This is a genomic window from Caulobacter sp. AVps18, from assembly GCF_058681425.1.
In genome coordinates this window covers 975,158-995,284 of the sequence record NZ_CM178737.1, presented here as the reverse complement: position 1 = coordinate 995,284, position 20,127 = coordinate 975,158, and the positions used below count along the sequence as shown (strand labels likewise).

At 67.4% G+C, this 20,127-nt stretch carries 20 protein-coding genes and 1 pseudogene; 3 read left to right on the top strand and 18 right to left on the bottom strand.

Annotated features, from left to right (window positions below; genetic code table 11):
• Nucleotides 1-47: 47 nt before the first annotated feature.
• From ACW179_RS04795 to moaA, 7 genes are all read right to left on the bottom strand, one after another.
• On the bottom strand, nucleotides 48-761 hold the full coding sequence (locus ACW179_RS04795) for a ribonuclease T2 (protein ID WP_492063161.1): 714 nt from the start codon (nucleotides 759-761) through the stop codon (nucleotides 48-50).
• 60 nt (nucleotides 762-821) lie between these two features.
• Nucleotides 822-1,454, bottom strand: a complete 633-nt coding sequence (locus ACW179_RS04790) for a LysE family translocator (protein ID WP_492063160.1) — start codon at nucleotides 1,452-1,454, stop codon at nucleotides 822-824.
• Nucleotides 1,455-1,523: 69 nt separating this feature from the next.
• Nucleotides 1,524-1,994, bottom strand: a complete 471-nt coding sequence (moaC, locus tag ACW179_RS04785) for a cyclic pyranopterin monophosphate synthase MoaC (protein WP_492063159.1) — start codon at nucleotides 1,992-1,994, stop codon at nucleotides 1,524-1,526.
• A complete protein-coding gene (gene moaB, locus ACW179_RS04780; protein WP_492063157.1) occupies nucleotides 1,991-2,545 on the bottom strand; it encodes a molybdenum cofactor biosynthesis protein B in 555 nt (184 codons plus the stop codon). Before moaB ends, moaC begins: the two co-directional genes overlap by 4 nt.
• A gap of 3 nt (nucleotides 2,546-2,548) precedes the next feature.
• Entirely contained in the window at nucleotides 2,549-2,995 is a 447-nt protein-coding gene (locus ACW179_RS04775; protein WP_492063156.1) for a molybdenum cofactor biosynthesis protein MoaE, read from the bottom strand.
• The gene (locus ACW179_RS04770; protein ID WP_492063155.1) at nucleotides 2,992-3,231 is read right to left on the bottom strand and encodes a MoaD/ThiS family protein; all 240 of its coding nucleotides are present in this window, start codon (nucleotides 3,229-3,231) and stop codon (nucleotides 2,992-2,994) included. The genes ACW179_RS04775 and ACW179_RS04770 overlap by 4 nt, the downstream gene beginning before the upstream one ends.
• Before the next feature lies 1 nt (nucleotide 3,232).
• Nucleotides 3,233-4,270 carry a GTP 3',8-cyclase MoaA gene (gene moaA / locus ACW179_RS04765; protein WP_492063154.1) on the bottom strand — a complete coding sequence of 346 codons (1,038 nt, stop codon included), beginning with the start codon at nucleotides 4,268-4,270 and terminating at the stop codon, nucleotides 3,233-3,235.
• A 48-nt stretch (nucleotides 4,271-4,318) separates the two neighbouring features.
• On the opposite strand from moaA, the gene ACW179_RS04760 reads away from it, so the two are divergent.
• A complete protein-coding gene (locus tag ACW179_RS04760) occupies nucleotides 4,319-4,897 on the top strand; it encodes a nucleotidyltransferase family protein (protein ID WP_492063153.1) in 579 nt (192 codons plus the stop codon).
• A 109-nt stretch (nucleotides 4,898-5,006) separates the two neighbouring features.
• On the opposite strand, the gene ACW179_RS04755 is transcribed toward ACW179_RS04760, so the two are convergent.
• The 7 genes and pseudogenes from ACW179_RS04755 to ACW179_RS04725 all read right to left on the bottom strand — a co-directional run bounded on the left by ACW179_RS04755 (nucleotide 5,007) and on the right by ACW179_RS04725 (nucleotide 9,861).
• Complete coding sequence (locus ACW179_RS04755; protein ID WP_492063152.1) at nucleotides 5,007-5,225, bottom strand: hypothetical protein; 219 nt, start codon at nucleotides 5,223-5,225, stop codon at nucleotides 5,007-5,009.
• Nucleotides 5,197-5,640, bottom strand: coding sequence for a hypothetical protein (locus ACW179_RS04750; RefSeq protein ID WP_492063151.1), 444 nt, complete (start codon nucleotides 5,638-5,640; stop codon nucleotides 5,197-5,199). The genes ACW179_RS04755 and ACW179_RS04750 overlap by 29 nt, the downstream gene beginning before the upstream one ends.
• A 66-nt stretch (nucleotides 5,641-5,706) precedes the next feature.
• The gene (locus ACW179_RS04745; RefSeq protein ID WP_492063150.1) at nucleotides 5,707-6,054 is read right to left on the bottom strand and encodes a hypothetical protein; all 348 of its coding nucleotides are present in this window, start codon (nucleotides 6,052-6,054) and stop codon (nucleotides 5,707-5,709) included.
• 331 nt (nucleotides 6,055-6,385) lie between these two features.
• On the bottom strand, nucleotides 6,386-6,664 hold the full coding sequence (locus tag ACW179_RS04740) for a hypothetical protein (RefSeq protein ID WP_492063149.1): 279 nt from the start codon (nucleotides 6,662-6,664) through the stop codon (nucleotides 6,386-6,388).
• Nucleotides 6,665-6,833: 169 nt separating this feature from the next.
• A pseudogene (locus ACW179_RS04735) lies at nucleotides 6,834-6,968 on the bottom strand (LuxR C-terminal-related transcriptional regulator); the annotation flags it as partial.
• A gap of 164 nt (nucleotides 6,969-7,132) precedes the next feature.
• Nucleotides 7,133-9,325 carry a xanthine dehydrogenase family protein molybdopterin-binding subunit gene (locus ACW179_RS04730; RefSeq protein ID WP_492063148.1) on the bottom strand — a complete coding sequence of 731 codons (2,193 nt, stop codon included), beginning with the start codon at nucleotides 9,323-9,325 and terminating at the stop codon, nucleotides 7,133-7,135.
• The gene (locus tag ACW179_RS04725) at nucleotides 9,322-9,861 is read right to left on the bottom strand and encodes a (2Fe-2S)-binding protein (RefSeq protein WP_492063147.1); all 540 of its coding nucleotides are present in this window, start codon (nucleotides 9,859-9,861) and stop codon (nucleotides 9,322-9,324) included. The genes ACW179_RS04730 and ACW179_RS04725 overlap by 4 nt, the downstream gene beginning before the upstream one ends.
• A 248-nt stretch (nucleotides 9,862-10,109) precedes the next feature.
• On the opposite strand from ACW179_RS04725, the gene ACW179_RS04720 reads away from it, so the two are divergent.
• Complete coding sequence (locus tag ACW179_RS04720) at nucleotides 10,110-10,424, top strand: MliC family protein (RefSeq protein ID WP_492063146.1); 315 nt, start codon at nucleotides 10,110-10,112, stop codon at nucleotides 10,422-10,424.
• 10 nt (nucleotides 10,425-10,434) lie between these two features.
• Nucleotides 10,435-11,331, top strand: a complete 897-nt coding sequence (locus ACW179_RS04715) for a precorrin-2 dehydrogenase/sirohydrochlorin ferrochelatase family protein (protein WP_492063145.1) — start codon at nucleotides 10,435-10,437, stop codon at nucleotides 11,329-11,331.
• Nucleotides 11,332-11,338: 7 nt separating this feature from the next.
• Here ACW179_RS04715 and ACW179_RS04710 read toward each other — a convergent pair whose 3' ends face one another.
• From ACW179_RS04710 to ACW179_RS04695, 4 genes are all read right to left on the bottom strand, one after another.
• Nucleotides 11,339-12,991, bottom strand: a complete 1,653-nt coding sequence (locus tag ACW179_RS04710) for an MFS transporter (protein WP_492063144.1) — start codon at nucleotides 12,989-12,991, stop codon at nucleotides 11,339-11,341.
• Between the two features lie 57 nt (nucleotides 12,992-13,048).
• Complete coding sequence (locus tag ACW179_RS04705) at nucleotides 13,049-15,727, bottom strand: PAS domain S-box protein (RefSeq protein ID WP_492063143.1); 2,679 nt, start codon at nucleotides 15,725-15,727, stop codon at nucleotides 13,049-13,051.
• A 104-nt stretch (nucleotides 15,728-15,831) separates the two neighbouring features.
• Nucleotides 15,832-16,515 (bottom strand): Fe2+-dependent dioxygenase, encoded by a 684-nt coding sequence (locus ACW179_RS04700; RefSeq protein ID WP_492063142.1) that lies wholly within the window; start codon nucleotides 16,513-16,515, stop codon nucleotides 15,832-15,834.
• A 165-nt stretch (nucleotides 16,516-16,680) separates the two neighbouring features.
• The gene (locus ACW179_RS04695; RefSeq protein ID WP_492063141.1) at nucleotides 16,681-19,068 is read right to left on the bottom strand and encodes a TonB-dependent receptor; all 2,388 of its coding nucleotides are present in this window, start codon (nucleotides 19,066-19,068) and stop codon (nucleotides 16,681-16,683) included.
• Nucleotides 19,069-20,127 lie beyond the last annotated feature (1,059 nt).

Genomic DNA, 20,127 nt, shown 5'->3' with positions numbered 1-20,127 from the left:
CTCCCCACACTTGCCGGTGAATTTCCGGCGAGGCTGCGAACCTGCGTCTACCGCCTGGGCGTCACCCGGATGGCGACGTGATCGGGCGTGCCGTTGCCACCGCGACAGGCGGCCAGTTTGAACTTCAGGTCCATGCAGACCCACACCTCGCTCAGCCGGTTTTGCTTGTTGACCCGCACGTTGAGGCCATCGCTGGTCATGCCGCGATTGCGGGTGATGAAGGCCTGGCGGATCTCGCCGGCGGTCATCATCTCGTCGGGACCGGGCTTTAGGTCGGGCACATTGAGGCGGTCGCGCACCTGGCGGGTCTTTTTGAAATAGGCCTCGGGCGTGGGCCATTCGCAGGTGCCATGGGCCTGCCATTCGTGCTGCAGCAGCCAGGGCGAGGGGGTCATGCACAGATTGGCCTTCACCGTCTTTAGGGCCATCGGCGGGCTGGGCTTGCAATAGCGCGGATGCACCCGGGCGGGGCCGTTAGGCCACAGGCCGTGAACGGTGAAGCCGAAGCTGTTGGCCTGGCACTGGATCGCCTTGTCCGATTCCGGAATGTTCGACCGGCACGCCTCGGGCGACCAGTAGAGGGCCAGCAGATAGGCGGCGGTCGGGATCTCGGCCTGGATCTGGTCGGCAGGCGGAGTCTCGGCCGGGGCCGGGACGATATCGCGGGGAATGACGCAGGATTTCAGACCGTCAGCCTGGGCCGCGCCGGCCAGGGCCAGGGCCAGGGCGACGGCGAGTGCGAGAGCAGGCTGGGTCTTCATGTCGGGCTCCGAAATCAGGGCGCGATAGGGGCGCCCGCCGGCCCCTCCGTCAAGCCGGGGTCAGCGCCGCGCCTCGGTGGCCATGCGGACCGCCAGCCCGCCCAGCACCGTGGCCATCAGCCAGCGCTGGATCAGAACCCAGGCCGGACTCCCGGCCAGGAACAGGGCGATCCGGCCTGCCGCCAGGCAGATCAGGCCGTTGATCGTCAGGCTGATGACGATCTGGGTTCCGCCGAGGGCCAGGGACTGGCCCAGCACCTGACCCCGCGCCGGATCGATGAACTGCGGCAGCAATGACAGGTACAGCATCGCCGCCTTGGGATTGAGGATATTGGTCAGGAAACCCATCGTCATCAACCGGACCGGGGTATCCTTGGGCAGCTCGCGCACCTGGAACGGCGCGGCGCCACCCGGCCGGATCGCCTGCCAGGCTAGCCACAGCAGATACAGCGCGCCGCCGAACCGCAGGATGTCATAGGCGATGGGGGCAGCCATCAACAGGGCGGTGATGCCCAGGGCCGTGCAGGCGAGAAACACCACGAAGCCCGCAGCCGTGCCGATCAGCGAGACGATCCCCGCCATCGGTCCCTGGCTGATCGCCCGGCTGACCAGGTACAGCATGTTGGGCCCCGGAGTCAGGGCCATGCCCAGGCACAGCAGGGCGAAGGCGATCCAGGTATCGGCTTGGGGCATGGGCGGGCCTCGGCTGGGGAGTACGACGCCCATAGAGCAGTTTGGCCGCCTCGGCGCGCCCGCTCTGGCCTATTCGCCGCGCCAGTCGCCCGACTTGCCGCCGGTCTTCTCGATCAGGCGCACGGCCTCGATGACCATGCCCTTCTCGGCGGCCTTCAGCATGTCGTAGATCGTCAGGCAGGCCACCGAGACGGCGGTCAGGGCTTCCATCTCGACCCCGGTCGGGCCTGTGGTCTTGACCCGGGCGGTGACGGCGAGGCCTCCCTCGCCCGGCTCGACCTCGACCACCACCTTGCTCAGGGCCAAAGGGTGGCACAGAGGGATCAGGTCGGAGGTTTTCTTGGCGGCCATGACGCCGGCGATCTCGGCCACGGCGCGGACATCGCCCTTGCGGCCGGTTCCGGAGACGGCGAGCGCCAGGGTCTCAGGGCTCATCCGCACGAAGCCGACGGCCACCGCCTCGCGGGCCGTCTCGGGTTTGCCCGAGACATCGACCATGCGGGCCCGGCCCTGGTCATCGATGTGGGTGAGCTTGCTCACTGCTCCAGAAGCCTCGGCATCAGCTCGACCATGTTGCAGGGCTTGTGGCGGCTGTCGAGCTGGGCGGAAATGACCTTGTCCCAGCCGTCGCGCACCGCGCCGTTGCTGCCCGGCAGGCAGAACACGAACACCCCGTCGATCAGGCCCGCCGTGGCCCGCGACTGCAGGGTCGACAGGCCGACCGAGGCGTAGCTGACCATGTGGAAGACCACCGAAAAGCCGTCGATCTTCTTGTTGAACAGCGGCTCCAGAGCCTCGACCGTCACGTCGCGACCAGTCAGGCCGGTGCCGCCGGTGGTGACGATGGCGTCCACCTGGCCGCTGGCGATCCAGGCGCGAACCTGGTCGCGGATCTGGCCGATGTCGTCACGCACCACCGCGCGGCCGCCCAGCTCATGGCCGGCGGCCTTGACGCGATCGACCAGCACCTGGCCCGAGGTGTCGCTTTCCTCGTCGCGGGTGTCGGAAATGGTCAGGATCGCCACCCGCACCGGGGTGAACGGAAGGTCGGGCTTGATCCCGCCGCCGGGGGTGAGGCCTGCTGCAGACATGATCTACTCCTGATCCCAATGCGATGCGTCGGTCCTATCGCGGTCCGTCGGTTCGATCCAGCGGGCGCCGGCCGGGCCATGCTCCTTCTTCCAGAACGGGGCGCGGCTTTTCAGCCAGTCCATCAGGAAATCGCAGGCCTCGAAGGCCTCGCGGCGGTGTCCGGCGGCGGTGGCCACGAAGACGATGGCCTCGCCCGGCGCGATGACGCCGGTGCGGTGGACGATGCGGTAGTCGTGCAGATGAAAGCGGGCCTTGGCGGCCTGTGCGAACTGGCTGATCGCCGTGTCGGTGAAGCCGGGATAGGCTTCCAGCTCCAGCGCGGCGGCCTGGCCCTGCTCGGACCGCGCCAGGCCGGTGAAGCTGGCGACCGCGCCGGTCTCCTCACGCCCCGCGCAAAAGGCGGTCAGCAGGGCGCCGGGCTCGAACGGCTCGGAGGTGAGGGTGATCATCCGCCGCTCATCGGCGGCAGGAAGGCCACTTCGGTGGCGGCGGTCAGGGTCGCCTCGCCCCTGACCAGGGCCTTGTCGACAGCGACCTGCACGCCAGGGCCGCCAAGGGCTTCGGCCAGGTCAGGATCATCGTTGGCGATCGATGCGCGCAGGGCGGCCAGCGAGGTCGCCTCGACATTCCGGTCGCGCCAGCCGGCCTGGTCGGCCAGGCGCCCAAACAGCAGCACCCGCGCCATCTCAGCCGCCCGTCGTCGACATGTGCCGCGCCACGGCGGGCCTCGCGCCGGCGATCTGGAAGTCATGGCCCTGCGGCTTGGACCCGATGGCGGCGAAGATCGCCTGTTCCAGCTCGCCGTCCGTTGCGCCGGCCCGGATCACGGCCCGCAGGTCGGACGCGTCGTCGCGGCCAAGGCAGGTGTGCAGGGTGCCCGTGCAGGTCAGGCGGACCCGGTTGCAGGCCTCGCAGAAATTGTGACTGAGCGGGGTGATGAAGCCCAGGCGTCCGCCGGTCTCAGCGACGCGGACATAGCGGGCCGGACCGCCGGTGGCGTAGCCGTGCTCGTCCTGCAGCGTCCAGAACGAGGCCAGGTCCCGGCGCACGTTCGTCAGCGACAGGTACTGATCGGTGCGATCCTCGTCGATTTCGCCCAGCGGCATGGTCTCGATCAGGGTCATGTCGCAGCCGCGATGATGGGCCCAGGTGATCAGGTCCGGCAGCTCGGCGGCATTGTCATGCTTGAGGGCCACAGCGTTGATCTTGACGGCGATCCCCGCCGCCAGGGCCGCGTCGATCCCGCCGATCACCTGATCCACGTCGCCGCCCCGGGTCAGCCGCCGGAACAGGTCGGGCTTGAGGGTGTCGAGCGACACATTGATCCGGCGCACGCCGTGCCCGGCCAGATCCTCGGCATATTTCGCCAGCTGGGTGCCGTTGGTCGTCAGGGTCAGCTCGTCCAGCGCCCCCGACCGCAGATGGCGCGACAGGCCGCCGACCAGCTCCATGAAGCCCTTGCGCACCAGAGGCTCGCCGCCGGTCAGGCGCAGCTTGCGCACCCCCAGACCTACGAAGGTCGAGGCCAGGCGATCCAGCTCCTCCAGTGTCAGCACCTGCGCCTTGGGCAGGAAGGTCATGTGCTCGGCCATGCAATAGACGCAGCGCAGGTCGCAGCGGTCTGTGACCGACACGCGAAGATAGGTGACGGCACGGCCGAACCCGTCGATCAGACGGGGCGCGGTCATGGCCGCTTGCGCAGGGCTGTCGTCATAGGGCGTCATGTCTGGAACTGAGGATAGGCGCTGGGCGACATGGCGGAAAGCAAAAGCATGCGTTTGGCGACGATCGTCCTGGCGGCGGGTCTGGGCACCCGCTTTGGCGGTGGCAAGCTGACCGCGCCGTTCCGGGGAAGGCCCCTGATCGCCGGGGCGCTGGACACGGCCCTGGCCACGCCGGTCACCTCGGTCATTGTGGCGATCAGCGACGATCCGGCTCTGGAGGCGGTGGTCTCGACGTTCGCGCCGAGCGTGCTTCTGGTCAGGATCAGCGACCCGGCCCAGGGCCTGGGCGCTTCCCTGGCGGCGGCGGCGCGCGCCGTTCCGGCCGACACCGACGGCGTCTTCGTCTTTCTGGGCGACATGCCGTTGATCGGGCGTGAGGAGGCCCCGGCCCTCGCCGGGGCCTTGAACCGTCCCGACGGCGTCGTGGCTCCGGTTCATGACGGCAAGCGTGGTCATCCGGTGCTGTTTGGCGGCGCGTGGATCCCGGCACTGCGAGACCTCGACGGCGACGTCGGTGCCCAGGCGCTGATCCGGCAGGCCGGGGACCGTTTGCGGCTTGTCGAGACCGATGACCCCGGCGTGCTGTTCGACATCGACCGGCCCGAGGATCTCGAGGCCGGCCGCTAGAGCGGGTGATCGGATGGAATCAGATCACCCGCTCTAGTCTTTTGTTTTCACGCGCTTTTGCGGAAAACCGGCGGCCACTTTTCCGCGCGATGCTTTAGCGACGTAGGGGTCAGTGACGGGTGTCGCGGCCTTCCCAAAGGATCAGGCGGATCTCATCGACGACGCGAATGGCACCGTCGGTGTCGCCACGCTCCTCCAAGGCGATCAGCTGCGGGATCAGCAGGGCCAGGATGCGCCGGTGCAGGGGTCCCAGGGCGTTGAGACCACGGCGAAACTCGGCGATCTCCTCGGCGGAGACGTCATGGACGAGGGTCGATGTCCCGCTCATGCGCCACCCGCCGGGTCTTGATGGCCGACAGGGTGGCGACCAGCAGGGCGACGAGAACACCGTAGCTGAGCACGGTCAGGCCGACGACTACGGTGACCATGTAGATTCGCAGGTCGATGATCGACACCACGTGCGAGGCCACGGCCATCATCTGGCAGGCGGCGGCGAACACGCTCCACAGCCGCCGGGCCTTCAGCGAGGCCCAGACCAGCAGCAGCATCACCACGACGTCCACGCCCATCACGGCCCATTCGGGCTGCAGCGGATCGCCCACCGCCAGCAGCGGTGTGGCGATCCATCCTGCCAGATAGACCACCGCAACAAAGCGCGCCCAGCGGTCGCCCTTCCAGATCGCGAAGCCGCAGATCAGCACCGCCACACTCAGGGAAATCCAGGGAGTCAGGGAATGGTACACGGCATGGTCCCGGCGCGAATCGGCGCGCGACCATGCCGGAAGCCTGACGCTTGTAAAAGGCCGTCGTCATGCGGCGCGGCCTCCCTCGACAGCCTGGAGCCCGCGTGTACGAGGCACCTCAGGCGGCTTGTCCATCTCGCCGACAGACACCGTGCGGCAGCCGATCTGTTCGCGCACCATCTGCAGGTCGGCGTGGGCGCGGATAATGGTGCGCCGGGCCGCCAGGATATGGCGCAGGGTCTCGCCGACCTCGTCGGCAGCGTCCTGACCCAGTACCGCTGACAGATTGGCTTCCAGGCGCAGGCTCGGCAGCAGGCCCATCAGTTCGGCCGTTTCGCGCAGAGCGGCGTCGATCGCCGCCTCGGCGCGCATCAGTTTCTGCGCCCCAGCGCGGGCCGCATCGATCCGTTTCATGCCAGACTCTCCCTGTCGCACGGGGCTTGCCCGCACGTTTAGGTCTTCCGAATTGTCGGGTTGCTAGCCTGTCCCTAGAGCATTTTCCGATAAGTGCGGAACGGTTATCGGATCGAAAAATGCTCTAAACTTTTGATTTAGAGCCCTTTTCGCCCGGCCCTGATGAAGCCATCAGGTCGGAAAGGGCTCTAGCGGACGGGCGGTGGGCTCCAGCCCTCGCGGAACCGCTGGAGGGCGAAGAGGAAGTCATGGGCCCCGGTGGTCAGGGCACCGAGCAGAAGTCCGCTCAGCACCGCAGTCGCCACGATCAGACCCAGCCATTGCAGGGGCGTCAGGTCATCGAGCCAACGCCTCCCTGTTCGGTCCGCAGCGGTCGGTCGTCGGCCAGGAAGGCCGTCGCCGCCAGCACGCGGAGCAGCAGCTTGGAGGGCGGATCGCCCGCTGCCTGCGACTTCTTCAGGGCCGACACCGTCTCCGAGACCAGTTGGCCGCGTTCCGGGGTCCCCGCCAGCAGCACCAGGCTCTCTTCCAGGGACTGCCAGCTGGCGATGAAGAAGCCCGAGGTCTCGGAGCGATTGCGCGCCGGGTTCCGGGTCTGGTTGTCGTTCATGGTTGTTCCCGCCTTTGGAGCGAGAAGAGACCGGCGACGGGGCCAGGGCTAGGTCGCCCGATTGCCTACGGTAGTCATTACCGGGGTCGGTTTCCCAGGCCATGAAGGCCAGGGCCGCGTCACGGCGGCTCATGCCCGACAATCGTCGCCGGGCGCTGAGCACGTGCATCTCGACCGTCTTGGGCGACAGGCTGAGCAGGCGGGCGATTTCCTTGGACTGCAGATGGCTGGCGATGAGGCGCAGGATCTCACGCTCACGGGGCGTGAGGCGTTCGAAACCCTGACTGTCGTATGGTTCCACCATACCGCTAGCATGGGGCGAGGTTCGCTCCGCGTCCAGCTTCAGCCGACGCGGAGCGTCTCAAAGCTAGAGCATCGCGCGGAAAAGTGGCCGCCGGTTTTCCGCAAAGCGATGCGCAAACAAAAAGCTGGAGCAAGGCGCGCGATTCCGAAATCGCGCGCCTTGCTTTAGGCGGCCTGACCCGAGAAGGGCAGGCGCGAGGTGGCTTTGGCGGTGGCCGCGAGGATCGCATTGGCCACAGCGGCGGCGATCACGGGTGTGCCGGGCTCGCCCACGCCACTGGGCGGATTGCCCGACGGCACGATATGGGTCTCGACCTTTGGGGCCTCGTTCATGCGCAGCACGCGGTAGGTGTCGAAATTGCCCTGGTCGACAGCGCCGTCGGTCAGGGTGATCTCGCCAAACAGCGCGGCCGACAGGCCATAGCAGGTCCCGCCTTCCATCTGGGCCGCGATCTGGTCGGGCGAAATGGCCACGCCGCAGTCGATGGCGGTGACCACGCGGCCCACCTTGGGAACGCCCTCCACCAGCTTGACCTCGGCAACCTGGGCGACGACCGAGCCGAAGCTCTCATGCACCGCCACGCCCCGGCTCCAGCCGGCGGTCGCTGTCGGACCGGCCTTCTCGACGGCGAGGTTCAGCACGGCCAAGTGCCGATCCGCCCCCGCCTTGGCGTAGAGCGCCCGGCGATAGTCGACGGGATCCTTGCCGGCCTTGCGGGCCAGCTGGTCGATGGTGTGTTCCATGACGAAGGCCGTGTGAGTGGCCCCCACCGAGCGCCACCACAGGACCGGAACGCCCGCCTCGGGGCTTGCCAGCTGAGCGTCCACGATCGGCGTCGCCTTCAGATAGGGCGAGCCCAACGTGCCCTCGGTCGAGGACGGGTCCGGGCCCTTCGAGCCCATCGGCGAGTCTTTCATGATCGACTGGCTGACGATCCGGTGACGCCAGGCGGCCGGATAGCCGTCCTTGTCGAGGCTGATGCGAACCCCATGGATCACCAGCGGCCGGAAATAGCCGGCGCGCATATCGTCCTCGCGGGTCCAGACCAGCTTGACCGGCCGGCCCTTGCCGACCTTCTTGGCGATGTGGACGCACTCGGCCGCATAGTCCGAGGTGAAGGTCGCGCGACGGCCAAACGAGCCGCCGGCGAACAGGGTCTCGATCTCGACCGACCCCGGCAGGGTCCCGACAATCTTGGCGGCGTTCAACTGATCCAGGGTCTGACCCTGCGAGCCGAAGGTCAGCTTGACCTTGTTGCCGTCCACTGCGGCTACGCAGTTCATCGGCTCCATGGTGGCATGGGCCAGATAGGGAAACTCGTAGGTCGCCTCCAGCACACGCGGGCCGGCCTTGGCGGTGTTGATCGCGGCGGCGTCGCCCTTGGATTCAAAGCTCTCCCACTTCAGGTCGGCGGGGCCCTTGTCGGCGGCGATGTCTCGGAACGACGCGGCAATGGCCGCCGAGCCGCGCTTTTCGGCCTTGTCCTCGTTCCACTCGATCTTCAGGGCTTCGCGGCCCATGCGGGCGGCATAGGTGGATTGGGCCACCACGGCCACGCCTGACGGGATCTCATAGACCTCGACAACGCCCGGGACCTTTTTCGCCTCGGTGGCGTCGAAGCTCTTCACCGTGCCGCCAAAGCGCGGCGCATGGGCGACCATGGCCGTCAGCATGTCGGGCAAGCGAACGTCCTGGGTGAAGCGCGCGGTGCCGTCGCTCTTGGCCTGGGAGTCCTTGCGCCTGACCCGGTCGGTGCCGATCAGGGTGAAGGCCTTGGGATCCTTCAGGGCCGGGCTGGCCGGCGGGGTGATCTTGGCGGCCTCGGCCAGCAGTTCGCCAAAGCCGGCGGTCTTGCCTGATGCATGGCTCAGGACGCTGTCCTTGACCGTGATCTCGCTGGCCGGAACGCTCCACCTGGCGGCGGCGGCCTGGATGAACATCGCCCGGGTCGCGGCGCCGGCGGTGCGCAGCTGGGTCCAGGAATTGGAGATTGCCGACGAGCCGCCGGTCAGCTGCGCGCCCATTGCCCCGTTGCCGTAGAGCTTGGCATTGGCGGGGGCCTGCTCGACCACAACCCGTGTCCAGTCGGCGTCGAGCTCTTCTGCCACGATGGCCGCCAGGCCCGCGTGATTGCCCTGGCCAAACTCGATATGCTTGGAGATCACGGTCACCAGGCCATCGGGCGCGATCTTGATGAAGGGCCCAAAGGCACCGACCTCGACCTTGGAGCCGGCGCTCATGATATCGGCGGGCGAGCAGCCGACCAGCAGGGCACCGCCGACCAGGGCCGAACCCACGACGACGTCGCGACGGCTGACCTCGGCGCGGCCGAGCAGCTTGTTGAAGGGGGCGTTCATCGGCCGGCTCCACGGCTGGTCGCGCCAGCCGAAGCGGCCATTTCCTCAGCGGTTTCCTCAAGGGTCGAGCCGGCCGTCGCGACGGCGAGCTTGCCGCCGGCTGCGTCCTTGATGGCCGCGCGGATGCGCTGATAGGTCCCGCAGCGACAGATATTGCCGCTCATGGCCTCGTCGATGTCGTCGTCGGAGGGGGCCTTGTTCTGGGCGATCAGGGCGGCGGCCGACATGATCTGCCCCGACTGGCAATAGCCGCATTGCGGCACGTCATGCTTGACCCAGGCCTGTTGCAGCGGGTGGGCACCGCCGAGGCCCTCGATGGTGGTGATCTTGACGCCGGAAAGACCCTCGATGGGGGTAACGCAAGAGCGGACGGGTTGGCCGTCGATATGGACCGTGCAGGCGCCGCACTGGGCCACGCCACAGCCGAACTTGGTTCCCGTCAGGCCCAGCTCGTCGCGCAGGACCCAGAGCAGGGGTGTCGCGGGGTCGGCCTGCACCGACATCGTCTTGCCGTTTACGTCCAGAGTTGCAGTCATGGATCTTCGCCTCCCAACGAAGGCAGGGGCCGGGGACGCGGCTCTGCTGGGTCAATCCTAACATCGTTCACACCGGCCAGGACCAGCAATTTTTTGCGGGCCCATAACCCCTGGTTTCCCTGCCGGGTTGAAAGCAGTCGCCCGAAAAGAGTCGCCGGGCGAAGAGGGAAGCGCGCCGTCCTGTCGAAACCGGCTATGCTTGCTTCGCCGCCACCTGCCCATGACGGCACCCCTGTTCAGGAGTTCTCTTGCGCCGCCTGCTGCTCGCCTCCGCTGTCGTGCTGCTGACCCTGTCGGCCTGCGCCACGGTCGCGCCGACCCAGGCGGTGACGACGCCGGTGACCTATGGCTGCAAGGCCGCAAAGCGCTTCACGGCGACCTACCCTGCCAAGGGTGACCGGGTCGTCGTTTCAGCCGGTGGCCTGAGCAAGACCCTGCCCCTGGCCCGCTCTGCGTCCGGAGCGCGCTACGCCAGGGGCCAGTTCGAACTTTGGGGCAAGGGCGACAGTGCTCGGCTCAAGGGCTTCCCGGGCGGCCCCTATGTCGATTGCCTGGCTCACTGAGGATACGATCTTGGATTCCTTCCCCGCCTTTTTCCCCCTGGCCGGCCGCAAGGTGGTGATCGCCGGATCCGGTGACGGCGCCGACAACAAGGCTCGCCTGTTTGAGGGTTCGCCCGCCACGGTGGTCCGTCTCGAGGGCCATGACGCCTTCCTGCCCGGCTCCTATTCCGGAGCCGTGCTCGCCTTTATCTCCAGCGAAGACGACGTCTTCGTGCAGGCGGCTGCCAGCGCCGCTCGGGCCGCCAGGGTGCTGGTCAATGTGGTCGACAAGCCGGCCCTGTGCGACTTCAACACACCTGCCGTGATCGACCGGGGCGAGGTGGTGGCGGCTGTTGGCACCGGCGGCTCGGCCCCGGTCCTGGCCACCATGCTGCGTAGCGATATCGAGGCCCAGGTGCCCGAGGGGGCCGGCCGGGTGGCCGCCATGCTGCGGCGGTTCCAGGAAGAGGTGCGCAAGACCCTGCCGGTGATGCACGAGCGACGCATGTTCCTGCGCGACGCCGCCACCGGCGCGGCTGCCGAGGCCGCGATGGCCGGCGACATGGAGACGGCAGGACGCCTGTTCCGCGAGGCCCTGGCCAAGGGCTCGGCGCGCAAGGGCCGCGTCCGTTTTGTCGCCGGCAGGGGGCCTTCCGACCTGTTGACCCTGCGGGCGCTGCGCGCCCTGTCGGCCGCTGATGTTCTGGTGGCCGACGCCGACGCAGATCCGCAGGTGATGACCATGGCGCGCCGCGACGCCGAGCGGGTCGCGCCTCAGGACGCTGATGCAGCTCATCTGATCCAGTTGGCGGCGGAGGGCCGGCAGATCGTGCGCCTGATCACCGGGCCGGTCGAGCCGGCGACCATCCACGCCCTGACCGCCGCCGGCGTGGCGGTCGAGGTCCTGCTGTCGGCCCCGACCGGCTAAACCGCCTTCAGACCTCGTCCAGCGGTCGCCCGTTGGTCTCCGGCAGCAGGAACAGCGTGACCAGCACGCTGATCAGGGTGAAGGCCACCGGATACCAGAGACCGGCATAGATGTTGCCCACCGCCGCCACGATGGCGAAGGCGAAGAACGGCACGAAGCCGCCGACCCAGCCGGTGCCGATGTGATAGGGCAGCGACAGGGCGGTATAGCGCACCCTCGTTGGGAACAGCTCAACCAGGCAGGCGGCCAAGGGTCCGAACAGCGCGGTAGCGGCGATCACGAAGACGAACAGCACGCCGAACATGCCCAGCAGGTTCATGCGGGCCGGATCGGCCTTGGCCGGATAGCCGGCGGTGGTCAGGGCGGCCTTGATGGCGGCTTCGGTCTTGGCCTTGACGGCCTTGGTCTGGTCTTTTGAGAGGCCCGTCGCGCTGGGCGAGGCGATCTCGACAGCGCCCACCTTCATCACCGCCTGGGCTCCCGCCGGAGCTTTCTGGTTGGCGTAGGAGACCCCGGCATTGGCCAGGGCGCTCTTGACGATGTCGCAGGACGAGACAAAAGCCGCCTTGCCGACGGGATCGAACTGCAGGGCGCAATCGGCCGGATCGGCGATCACCACGACGGGCGACCGGGCCGAGGCCTCGGCCAGGGCCGGATTGGCCGCCCGTTCCAACAGGTGGAAGCCCGGGAAGTAGAAGGCCAGGGCCAGGGTCATGCCGCCCAGCATCACCGGCTTGCGGCCCACCTTGTCCGACAGCCAGCCGAACACGACGTAGAACACCGCGCTGACGGCCGTGGCGGTCATCATCAGGGCGTTGATGGTGACCGGATCGACCTTGAGGAACTTCTCCATGAAGGTCTGGCTATAGAAGAAGCTGGTGTACCAGACCGCACCCTGGGCGCACATCATCGACAGGAAGGCCAGGATCACCAGCTTCATGTTCTTCCACTGGCCGAAGGCTTCGGCATAGGGCGCCTTGGAGGCTTCGCCGTCGGCCTTCATCTTGGCGAAGGCGGGGCTTTCGGTCAGCTTCAGGCGCATCCACACCGAAATGCCCAGCAGGCCGATCGAGACGGCGAACGGAATCCGCCAGCCCCAGGCGTCGAAGGCCTCGATGCCGACGGCGGCGCGGGTTCCCATGATCACCAGCAGGGCACCGAACAGGCCGAACGCCGCCGAGGTCTGCACCCACGAGGTGGACCAGCCGCGTTTGTTCGGGGGGGAGTGCTCGGCGACGTAGATCGCGGCCCCGCCATATTCTCCGCCCAGGGCAAAGCCCTGAACACAGCGCAGGATGATCAGCAGGATCGGCGCGATGATCCCGGCCTGTTCGTAGGTCGGCAGGAAGGCGATGGCGAACGTGGCGCCGCCCATCAGCAGCACCGTGGCCAGGAACGCGCCCTTGCGTCCGGCCTGGTCGCCGATCTTGCCAAACACCAGCGCGCCTAGCGGCCGGAAGGCGAAGCCCACGCCAAACAGGGCCAGGGCAGCGATATAGCCGGCTGTGTCGGTCAGGCCGGTGAAGAAGGTCTTGGAAATGACCTGGGCCAGGCTGCCGAAGATGAAGAAGTCATACCATTCGAACGCCGTGCCGGCCGACGAGGCCGACACTACCGTGCGCATGGACGCGCCTTCTTTTTCGGTTGTCTGGTCGGTCATGCGTGTTTCCCCCGATTTTTCGCGCCAGCTTTAGCGCGGTTCGACGGCGGGGGAAACTCAGGCGACGGCGGTATCCGGCTCGAGATCGGCCAGGCGCAGGATCTCGGCGATCAGGGCGGCCGGCACGATGGGCTTGGCGGCCACCCCGTCCATGCCGGCGGCGCGATAGCTCGCCTGCTGGTGGACCATGACATTGGCGGTCAGGGCGATGATCGGCGTTCGGCTGGCCGGCCCAGGCAGGGCCCGGATGCGGCGCGCGGCCTCCAGCCCGTCGATACCGGGCATCTGGACATCCATCAGTACGAGGTCGAACGGGGCCATGCTGGCGGCCTCGACTCCGGCCAGGCCGTCGTCGGCGGTGCAAATCACGGCGCCCAGTTGCTGCAGGATGCGCGAGGCGACCATCTGGTTGGTGGGATTGTCCTCGACCAGCAGGATGCGCAGACCCGACAGGATCTCGTCGGCCGCGGGCTGGACGGCCTGAACAGGCGCGACCGGCGGGGCGGCGATGGTCAGGGTGAAACACGAGCCGACATTCGGCTCGGACAGGAAGGAAACCCCACCGCCCAGCATTTCGGCCAGACGCCGCGTGATGGCCAGGCCCAGGCCCGAGCCGCCGAAGCGCCGGGTGGTGCTGGCGTCGCCCTGCTCGAAGCGATCGAACAGGCGCGTCTGGGCCGCCATAGGCACGCCCACCCCGGTGTCGATCACTTCGAAGGTGATCTGCGGCCCGGTCGGGCGTTCGATACGGCGGGCGCGAACGATCACCGAGCCCTTCAGGGTGAACTTCACAGCATTGCCGATCAGGTTGAAAAGCGCCTGGCGAAGGCGGGTGGGATCCGTATCGATCCAGCCCATGTCCGGGGCGTCGATCTTCAGCGTCAGACCCTTGTGCTCGACCTGGCTCGACAGCAGGCGGGCCACACTGCCCAGCAGTTCACGCGGATCGACCGGCTCGCGATGGATCTCCAGCCTGCCGGCTTCGATACGCGAGATGTCGATGACGTCGTCCAGCAGGGTCGACAGCATCTTGCCGCAGGCCAGGGCCTCGTCCAGCAGGCCACTGGCGTCGGCCGGCAGCGCCTGGCGTTTGAGCAGGTGCAAGACGCCCAGTACGCCGTTCATCGGCGTGCGGATCTCGTGGCTCATATTGGCCAGGAACTGGGCCTTGGCCTCGCTGGCGGCCTGGGCGGCGCGCTCGGCTTCGACCAGGGCCAGTTCGGCGCGCTTCTTTTCGTCGATGTCGAGGATCAGGCCAAAGGCCTTGCGAACCCGGCCGCCGGCGTCGCTGCGCACCTGGTGAAAGATCCGCATCCAGCGTTCTTCGCCCGAGGGCGAGACCAGCCGCGCATCGATCGACGACGCGTCCCAGGCCCCGGTACGCTTCCAGGCGTCGGTCGAGGCGAGGATCGTCGCGCGATCCTCGGGATGGATCATCGGCCAGACAGCTTCGCGAACGTCGTCATAGGTGACCTTGCGGCCCAGCATGCGGTGGAACTCGGGTGAGCCCCACAAGGCCCGGCCGGCATGGTCGATCTCATAAACCCCGGCCCGCGCCGCCCCCAGGGCGATCTTCAGCCGCCGGGCGTTGGCCCGCGCCTCGCGCCGCGCCGTCGCCAGAGCGGTGACGTCGTCCAGATAGGTGATCACGCCGACGATCTCGCCTTCGGCATTGCGCCAGGGGCGACCTTCCCACCGCAGGGAATGCTCGACGCCTTCGGAGTCCTCCAGGCGATCCTCGCGACGGGTGACGACCTCGCCCGAGAGGGCCCGGGTGACAGCCGAGACAAAACGCTGGCGCATGCCTCGGGTTAGCTCATGCAGCGAGCGGCCGATGATCTCCGTCTCATGGGCCTTGAAGATCTTCAGGAAGCGCGGGCTGGCCACCCGCAGCTTCAGGTCCAGATCATAGACCGCCACGGCAAAGGGGGCTTCCTCGACCAGCTGCCGGGCATGGCGCTCGCCCCACAGGGCCGCGTCGCGGCTGCGGGCCACGTCGGTGATGTTCTGGGAAATGCCCTTGAGCATGAACAGCCCACAGCCCAGCGGTTCGGCCCGGAAGGTCGAGCGGAAGGTGAACCAGCCGTCGTCGGCGCCGCGCAGGCGAAACTCGACCACGCCAGGCTGTCCCGACCGTACGGCATTATGGATCTGCGCCCTGAACGCATCGCGCTGGTCGGCGGGCAGGCGTTCCAGCATCTGGTCCGCCGTGGCGACCTCGGCGGGCTGCAGGCCAGCCAGGGTCAGGGCGTCGGGCGACCAGTCGAGGGTCTCGGTGCGGGGATCATAGCTCCAGACCCCGATGCCGGCCGCCTCGGCCAGCATCTCCCGGGTGCGGTCTGCCGTGATCCGGGCCGAGACGTCATGCAGGGTTCCCACCATCTCGCCCTGGGGGCCGCGCCGTGAGCGCCCTTCCAGCCAGACCGAGCAGCCGTCCTTGCACAGCACCCGCAGCCGGTTGATGGCTGAGCCTTCGTCGCGAATGCGGCGGCCGGTCTCGATCAGCTCGGCGTGGCTGTCGGGATGGACGAAGTCGGCGCATTGGCGGCCGATCAGCTCATCCTGCGTCCAGCCGGTCAGGGTGGTCCAGGCCGGATTGGCGCTGACGAATCGCCCCTGCGGGGAGATCACCGCGAACAGGTCGTTGGCGTTCTCGAAGAACCAGCGCGCGGCCTCCGCCTCGCCAAACGGCGACGGCGCGATCAGGGTCGCGTCGGAAGGCTGCGCAGCGGACATTCAGACTCCGGTCGGTTTCGCGACGGATGGTGGGGCCCAAGAGTAAACTTCCGGTTGTCGTTCCGTATCAATGTTCGCCGATCGCGGTGCTCGGAAAGCGGGCCTCAGACCTCGGCCCACTGGCGCAGCAGGTTGTGGTAGGTCCCGGTCAGGGTCAGGATCGAAGGATCGGTCGGGCCTACGGCCTGGGACAGGCGCTGGATGGCCATGTCCATGTCCAGCAGCAGAGCGCGCCGGGCGTCCTCGCGCACAAGGCTCTGGATCCAGAAGAAACTGGCTGTCCGAACGCCGCGCGTCACCGGCGTCACATGGTGCAGGCTTGAGGCCGGATAGAGAATCAGGTCGCCGGCCCCAAGCTTGACGGTATGGCTGCCATAGAGGTCATCGACCACCAGTTCGCCGCCGTCATAGTCGTCCGGTTCGCTCAGGAACAGCGTTGCCGACAGGTCGGTGCGCAGGGTCTGGCCGGTCACCGGATCGCGGCGCACCGAATTGTCGATGTGGTCGCCAAAGCCCATGCCCTGGCCATAGCGGTTGAACATCGGCGAGAGGGTGGTGCGCGGCAGGGCGGCCGAGATGAACAGCGGATGGCTCTCCAGCGCCTTGAGGATCACCGCCCCCACCGTGCGGGCCGCCTCGCCCTCCTGCGGCAGTTGCTGGTTCTGCTTGGCCAGGGCCGCCTGAAAGCCAGAGGTCCTGTTGCCGTCGACCCAGGGCGCGGCGTCCATGATCGCCCGGCACTGCGCCACCTGGTCCTTGGTCAGAACTTGCGGGATCTGCAGCATCATCGTCGCGGTCTCCAGAGCCCGTCCGCCTCGACCGGGATCGTTTCAAGCCCATAAAGCGGCATTGGTTTCAAGTCGCTAGCACCCGCCGGCGGCGACGGAAAAGACGAAGCCCCGCCCGAGCCTCCAGGCTCGAACGGGGCGCTATCGATCTGACACGGGGGAGGATCAGAACCGATAGTTGGCGGTGATCGTGGCGTTGCGACGATCGCCAGGGGTCGCCCAGCCATTGTTGCGGCCGCGGCTGTAATATTCTTCATCCAGCAGGTTGTTGACGTTGAGGCGCAGTTCCAGAGCGCGGTTCACGTTCCAGGACACCGTGGCGCGATGCACCCAATAGTCCTGCGCCGTGACCAGCGGGAAGGTGCTGCGCACCCCTGCCGAGGCACCGGCCACATGCTGGGTCAGATAGTATTCGCCCTGATAGGTCAGGCCGTAACCCACCTGGATATCGCGCGGCAGGTCATAGGTCGTGAACAGGCTGAAGGCGTGGTCGGGCACGCTCGTGAGCGGGTCGCCCTTGGTGTAGTCCAGGCCCTGGGCGGCGCTGAGGTCCGAAACCCCCTGCAGAACCTTGCTGTCCAGATAGGTGTAGTTGGCAAATACCGACCACTTGGCGGTCAGGCGTCCCGAGGCACCCAGGGCCACGCCGTCGACGCGGGCGCTGCCGTCCAGTTGCTGGTCGGGAACCGTCGGATCGCCCGAGGCGACCTTGTAGTTGGTGCGATCATTGCGGAACACCGAGCCGGTCAGCGACAGGCGACCGCCATAGATGTCCCACTTGGCGCCCAGTTCGATGTTTTCGGCCTCTTCGGGATCGACGGTGCAGGTGGCCAGGGTGCAGGCACCCGAGCCGTTGACCGTAGCCTGCGACGGGGTCTGTGCGTTGCCATAGGCGACATAGAGACTGGCGTTGGGCACCGGCTTGTAGACCAGGCCGAAGCGATAGGAGAACAGTTCCTCGTCGTTGCGGAAGGTGACGCCGGGAGTTACCGTGCCCAGGGCGACGGTCGCCGTCGATGTGGTCGCATAGGCATCGGTGCGGTTCTCGCCCTCGTTGTGTTCATAACGCAGGCCAAAGTTCAGCGAGACCTTGTCGTTGAATTCGACATTGTCGAAGACATAGACCGCCTGGTTCTGACGCTGGCCGTCCTGGATGCCGGAGCGGATATAGTTGATCGGACCCGCATAGACGGTGTTGGGGTCGGCTATGTTCATGGCCGGCAGGGCGACGGCCGTCCCATTGGCGTTTCGGGTGATATCACCCGTGTCCAGGTGATAGTCCTCGGCCAGGAAGGACGCCCCGACCACCAGCCTGTGCTTGAAGGCGCCGGTCGCGAAGGTCAGGGTCGCATCGGTCTGATTGTAGAGCAGGGTGTTTTCAGAATCCCGCAGCCGGCCGCGCGGACCGCTGGGCAGATAGAAGCCGGGGGCCGGATCGCTGGCCAGGCAGGCGGTGAAACCGGTGGTGTTGGTGGCGCTCCAGGCGACGGGCTTCTGGCCGTTGGCCAGGCAGTAGGTCCCCTGCGGCGCGTCCACAACGATCAGTTGGCTGACCTTCTGGTAGCGCGACAGGTTGCGCACCGAGAAATTTTCGCTGAACTCATGGTCGATGATGCCCGTCAGGACATCCAGGGTCTGCTCCTGGGTATCGAGGTTGCTGTAGCCGTAGTAGTTGGCCGGATCGACGCCGGGCAGGGCGCGTCCGTTAAAGAACGGCACGCCGTACTGGGGCGTATTGGTGTCTTCCTGGTGGGTATAGAGCACCGTGAACTGGGTCGGGCCGGTGACGCCGAAGGTCACCGACGGGGCGATGCCCCAGCGCTCGAAGCTTTCGACATCGCGACCCGGCGCGTCGTTCTGGTGGGCCATGGCGTTCAGGCGCACGGCAATGTCGTCGGTGACCAGATGGTTGGCGTCGATGGTGGCGCGCAGATAGCCGTCCGTGCCGACGCCGCCGGTCACGGTGGTCGAGTCCCGGCGGGAGGGACGCTTGGTCACCATGTTGATGGTGCCGCCCACCGAGCCGGAGCCCGAATAGACGCCGTTGGCGCCGTTGGTGACTTCCAGCTGTTCCAGGTTGAACGGGTCTGAGCGGCTGTACTGGGCGCTGTCGCGCACGCCGTCGATGGTCAGGTCGTTGTTGGCCGAATAGCCGCGCAGGTTGATGCTGTCGCCAAAACCGCCGCCGCCCTCGCCGGCCCCGAAGGTGATGCCCGGCACGGTTGACAGGATGTCGCGCAACGACAGCAGGTTCTGCGCCTCGATCACGCCGCGCGAGACGACGGTCACGGTCTGCGGGGTGTTCAGGGGCTTGGCGGTGTATTTGGGCGAGTCCAGCGCGGTCTTCTTGCCGTCGATCTTGACGCTGGAGACCTCGGTGCTGTCGTCCGGCATCGCCGCAGCCATGGCGGCGGTCGCCATCGGGGCGTCGGCCTCGGGGGCGGCATGGGCCAGGCCACCGCCCAGGGTCAGGCCGGCCAGGCCGGCCACGGCGGCGGCGCCCAGGGCGCGACGGGGGCGGCTGACGACGCCGGTGGTCTTGAGGTTACGCATGAAAAATCCTGTCCCAGCCGGGCGACGATCCCTCGCGCCCCTTCTGATATTGCGAGGCGTTCTTAGCGACGCTGCAATCCGGACGCAATGATAATCATTCGCAAAAATGATTATGATCCGCCACGAGAGCATCGCGACGCAGGTTCGCGCCCTCGCCGGAATTTCACCGGAGAGTGTGGGGAGGCGGCGGAGCGTCCGGGCCAAACCCGGAAGTGTGTTTGTAGTGGAGTACCGTTTCGGCCTGGGCCGGAGCGCTCCGCAGGATCGGTGGACGAAAGCCTTCGGGGCGCGGGGTTTTAACCCGCTTCCAAAGAGGCCTCCGGCGGGCGGGGAGATGGCGCTCCCCGGGCCGTCCAGGCGATTTCAGCCCGGACCTGTCGCGTCTCGCGGGCGTCGCCAAAGGGAGTTCCCGGCGGTCCCGGCCTGGCCTCAACACAGCGCCCCGTTGGGCTGTCCTGCTCCGCCAGACCCTGCCGGGCCTTCAAACGACGGCCGACGGGACACTTCCCGCTCGACCCTCCCCGCCACCCGTCAGGTCGCCAGCTGGACGGCCTCCCCCGTGGCGGGGCGAGAAGCAGTATGGGGGCGGTTTGCGGGGGTGTGCGTCGATTTTTGATCGTGACGGTGGTGGTGCGGGTCAGGGCGTTGAATTTGCTGGGTTTGGGGTGGCGTTATGCCCATACGAGAACGGGGATAGCGCGAATTTCCCTCTTCCAAAGGGAGAGGGCGGGGCCCGCCGCGAAGCGGTGGGAGGGTGAGGGGTTTCACCGTGTCCGGACAGGGTAGGATCGAAGCAGAGGCCCCGAAAAAGCCCCGTCAACTGAGCCCACCGCCCATGGATTCCGGTCCATCCGGCAATCGCTGAAACCCCTCACCCTCCCACCGCCTCCGGCGGCGGGCCCCTCCCTCTCCCTATGGAAGAGGGATTTGGCGCTCACCCCCACGCCCTCCCGGGCGCAGCCATCCTTACATCTCACGGCGAGACGATCGCCGAGGCGTACAGGTCTCTCAAGGACGACGCGCACGCGTCGCCGCGCCGCGGCGGCCCGGAGGGCCGTC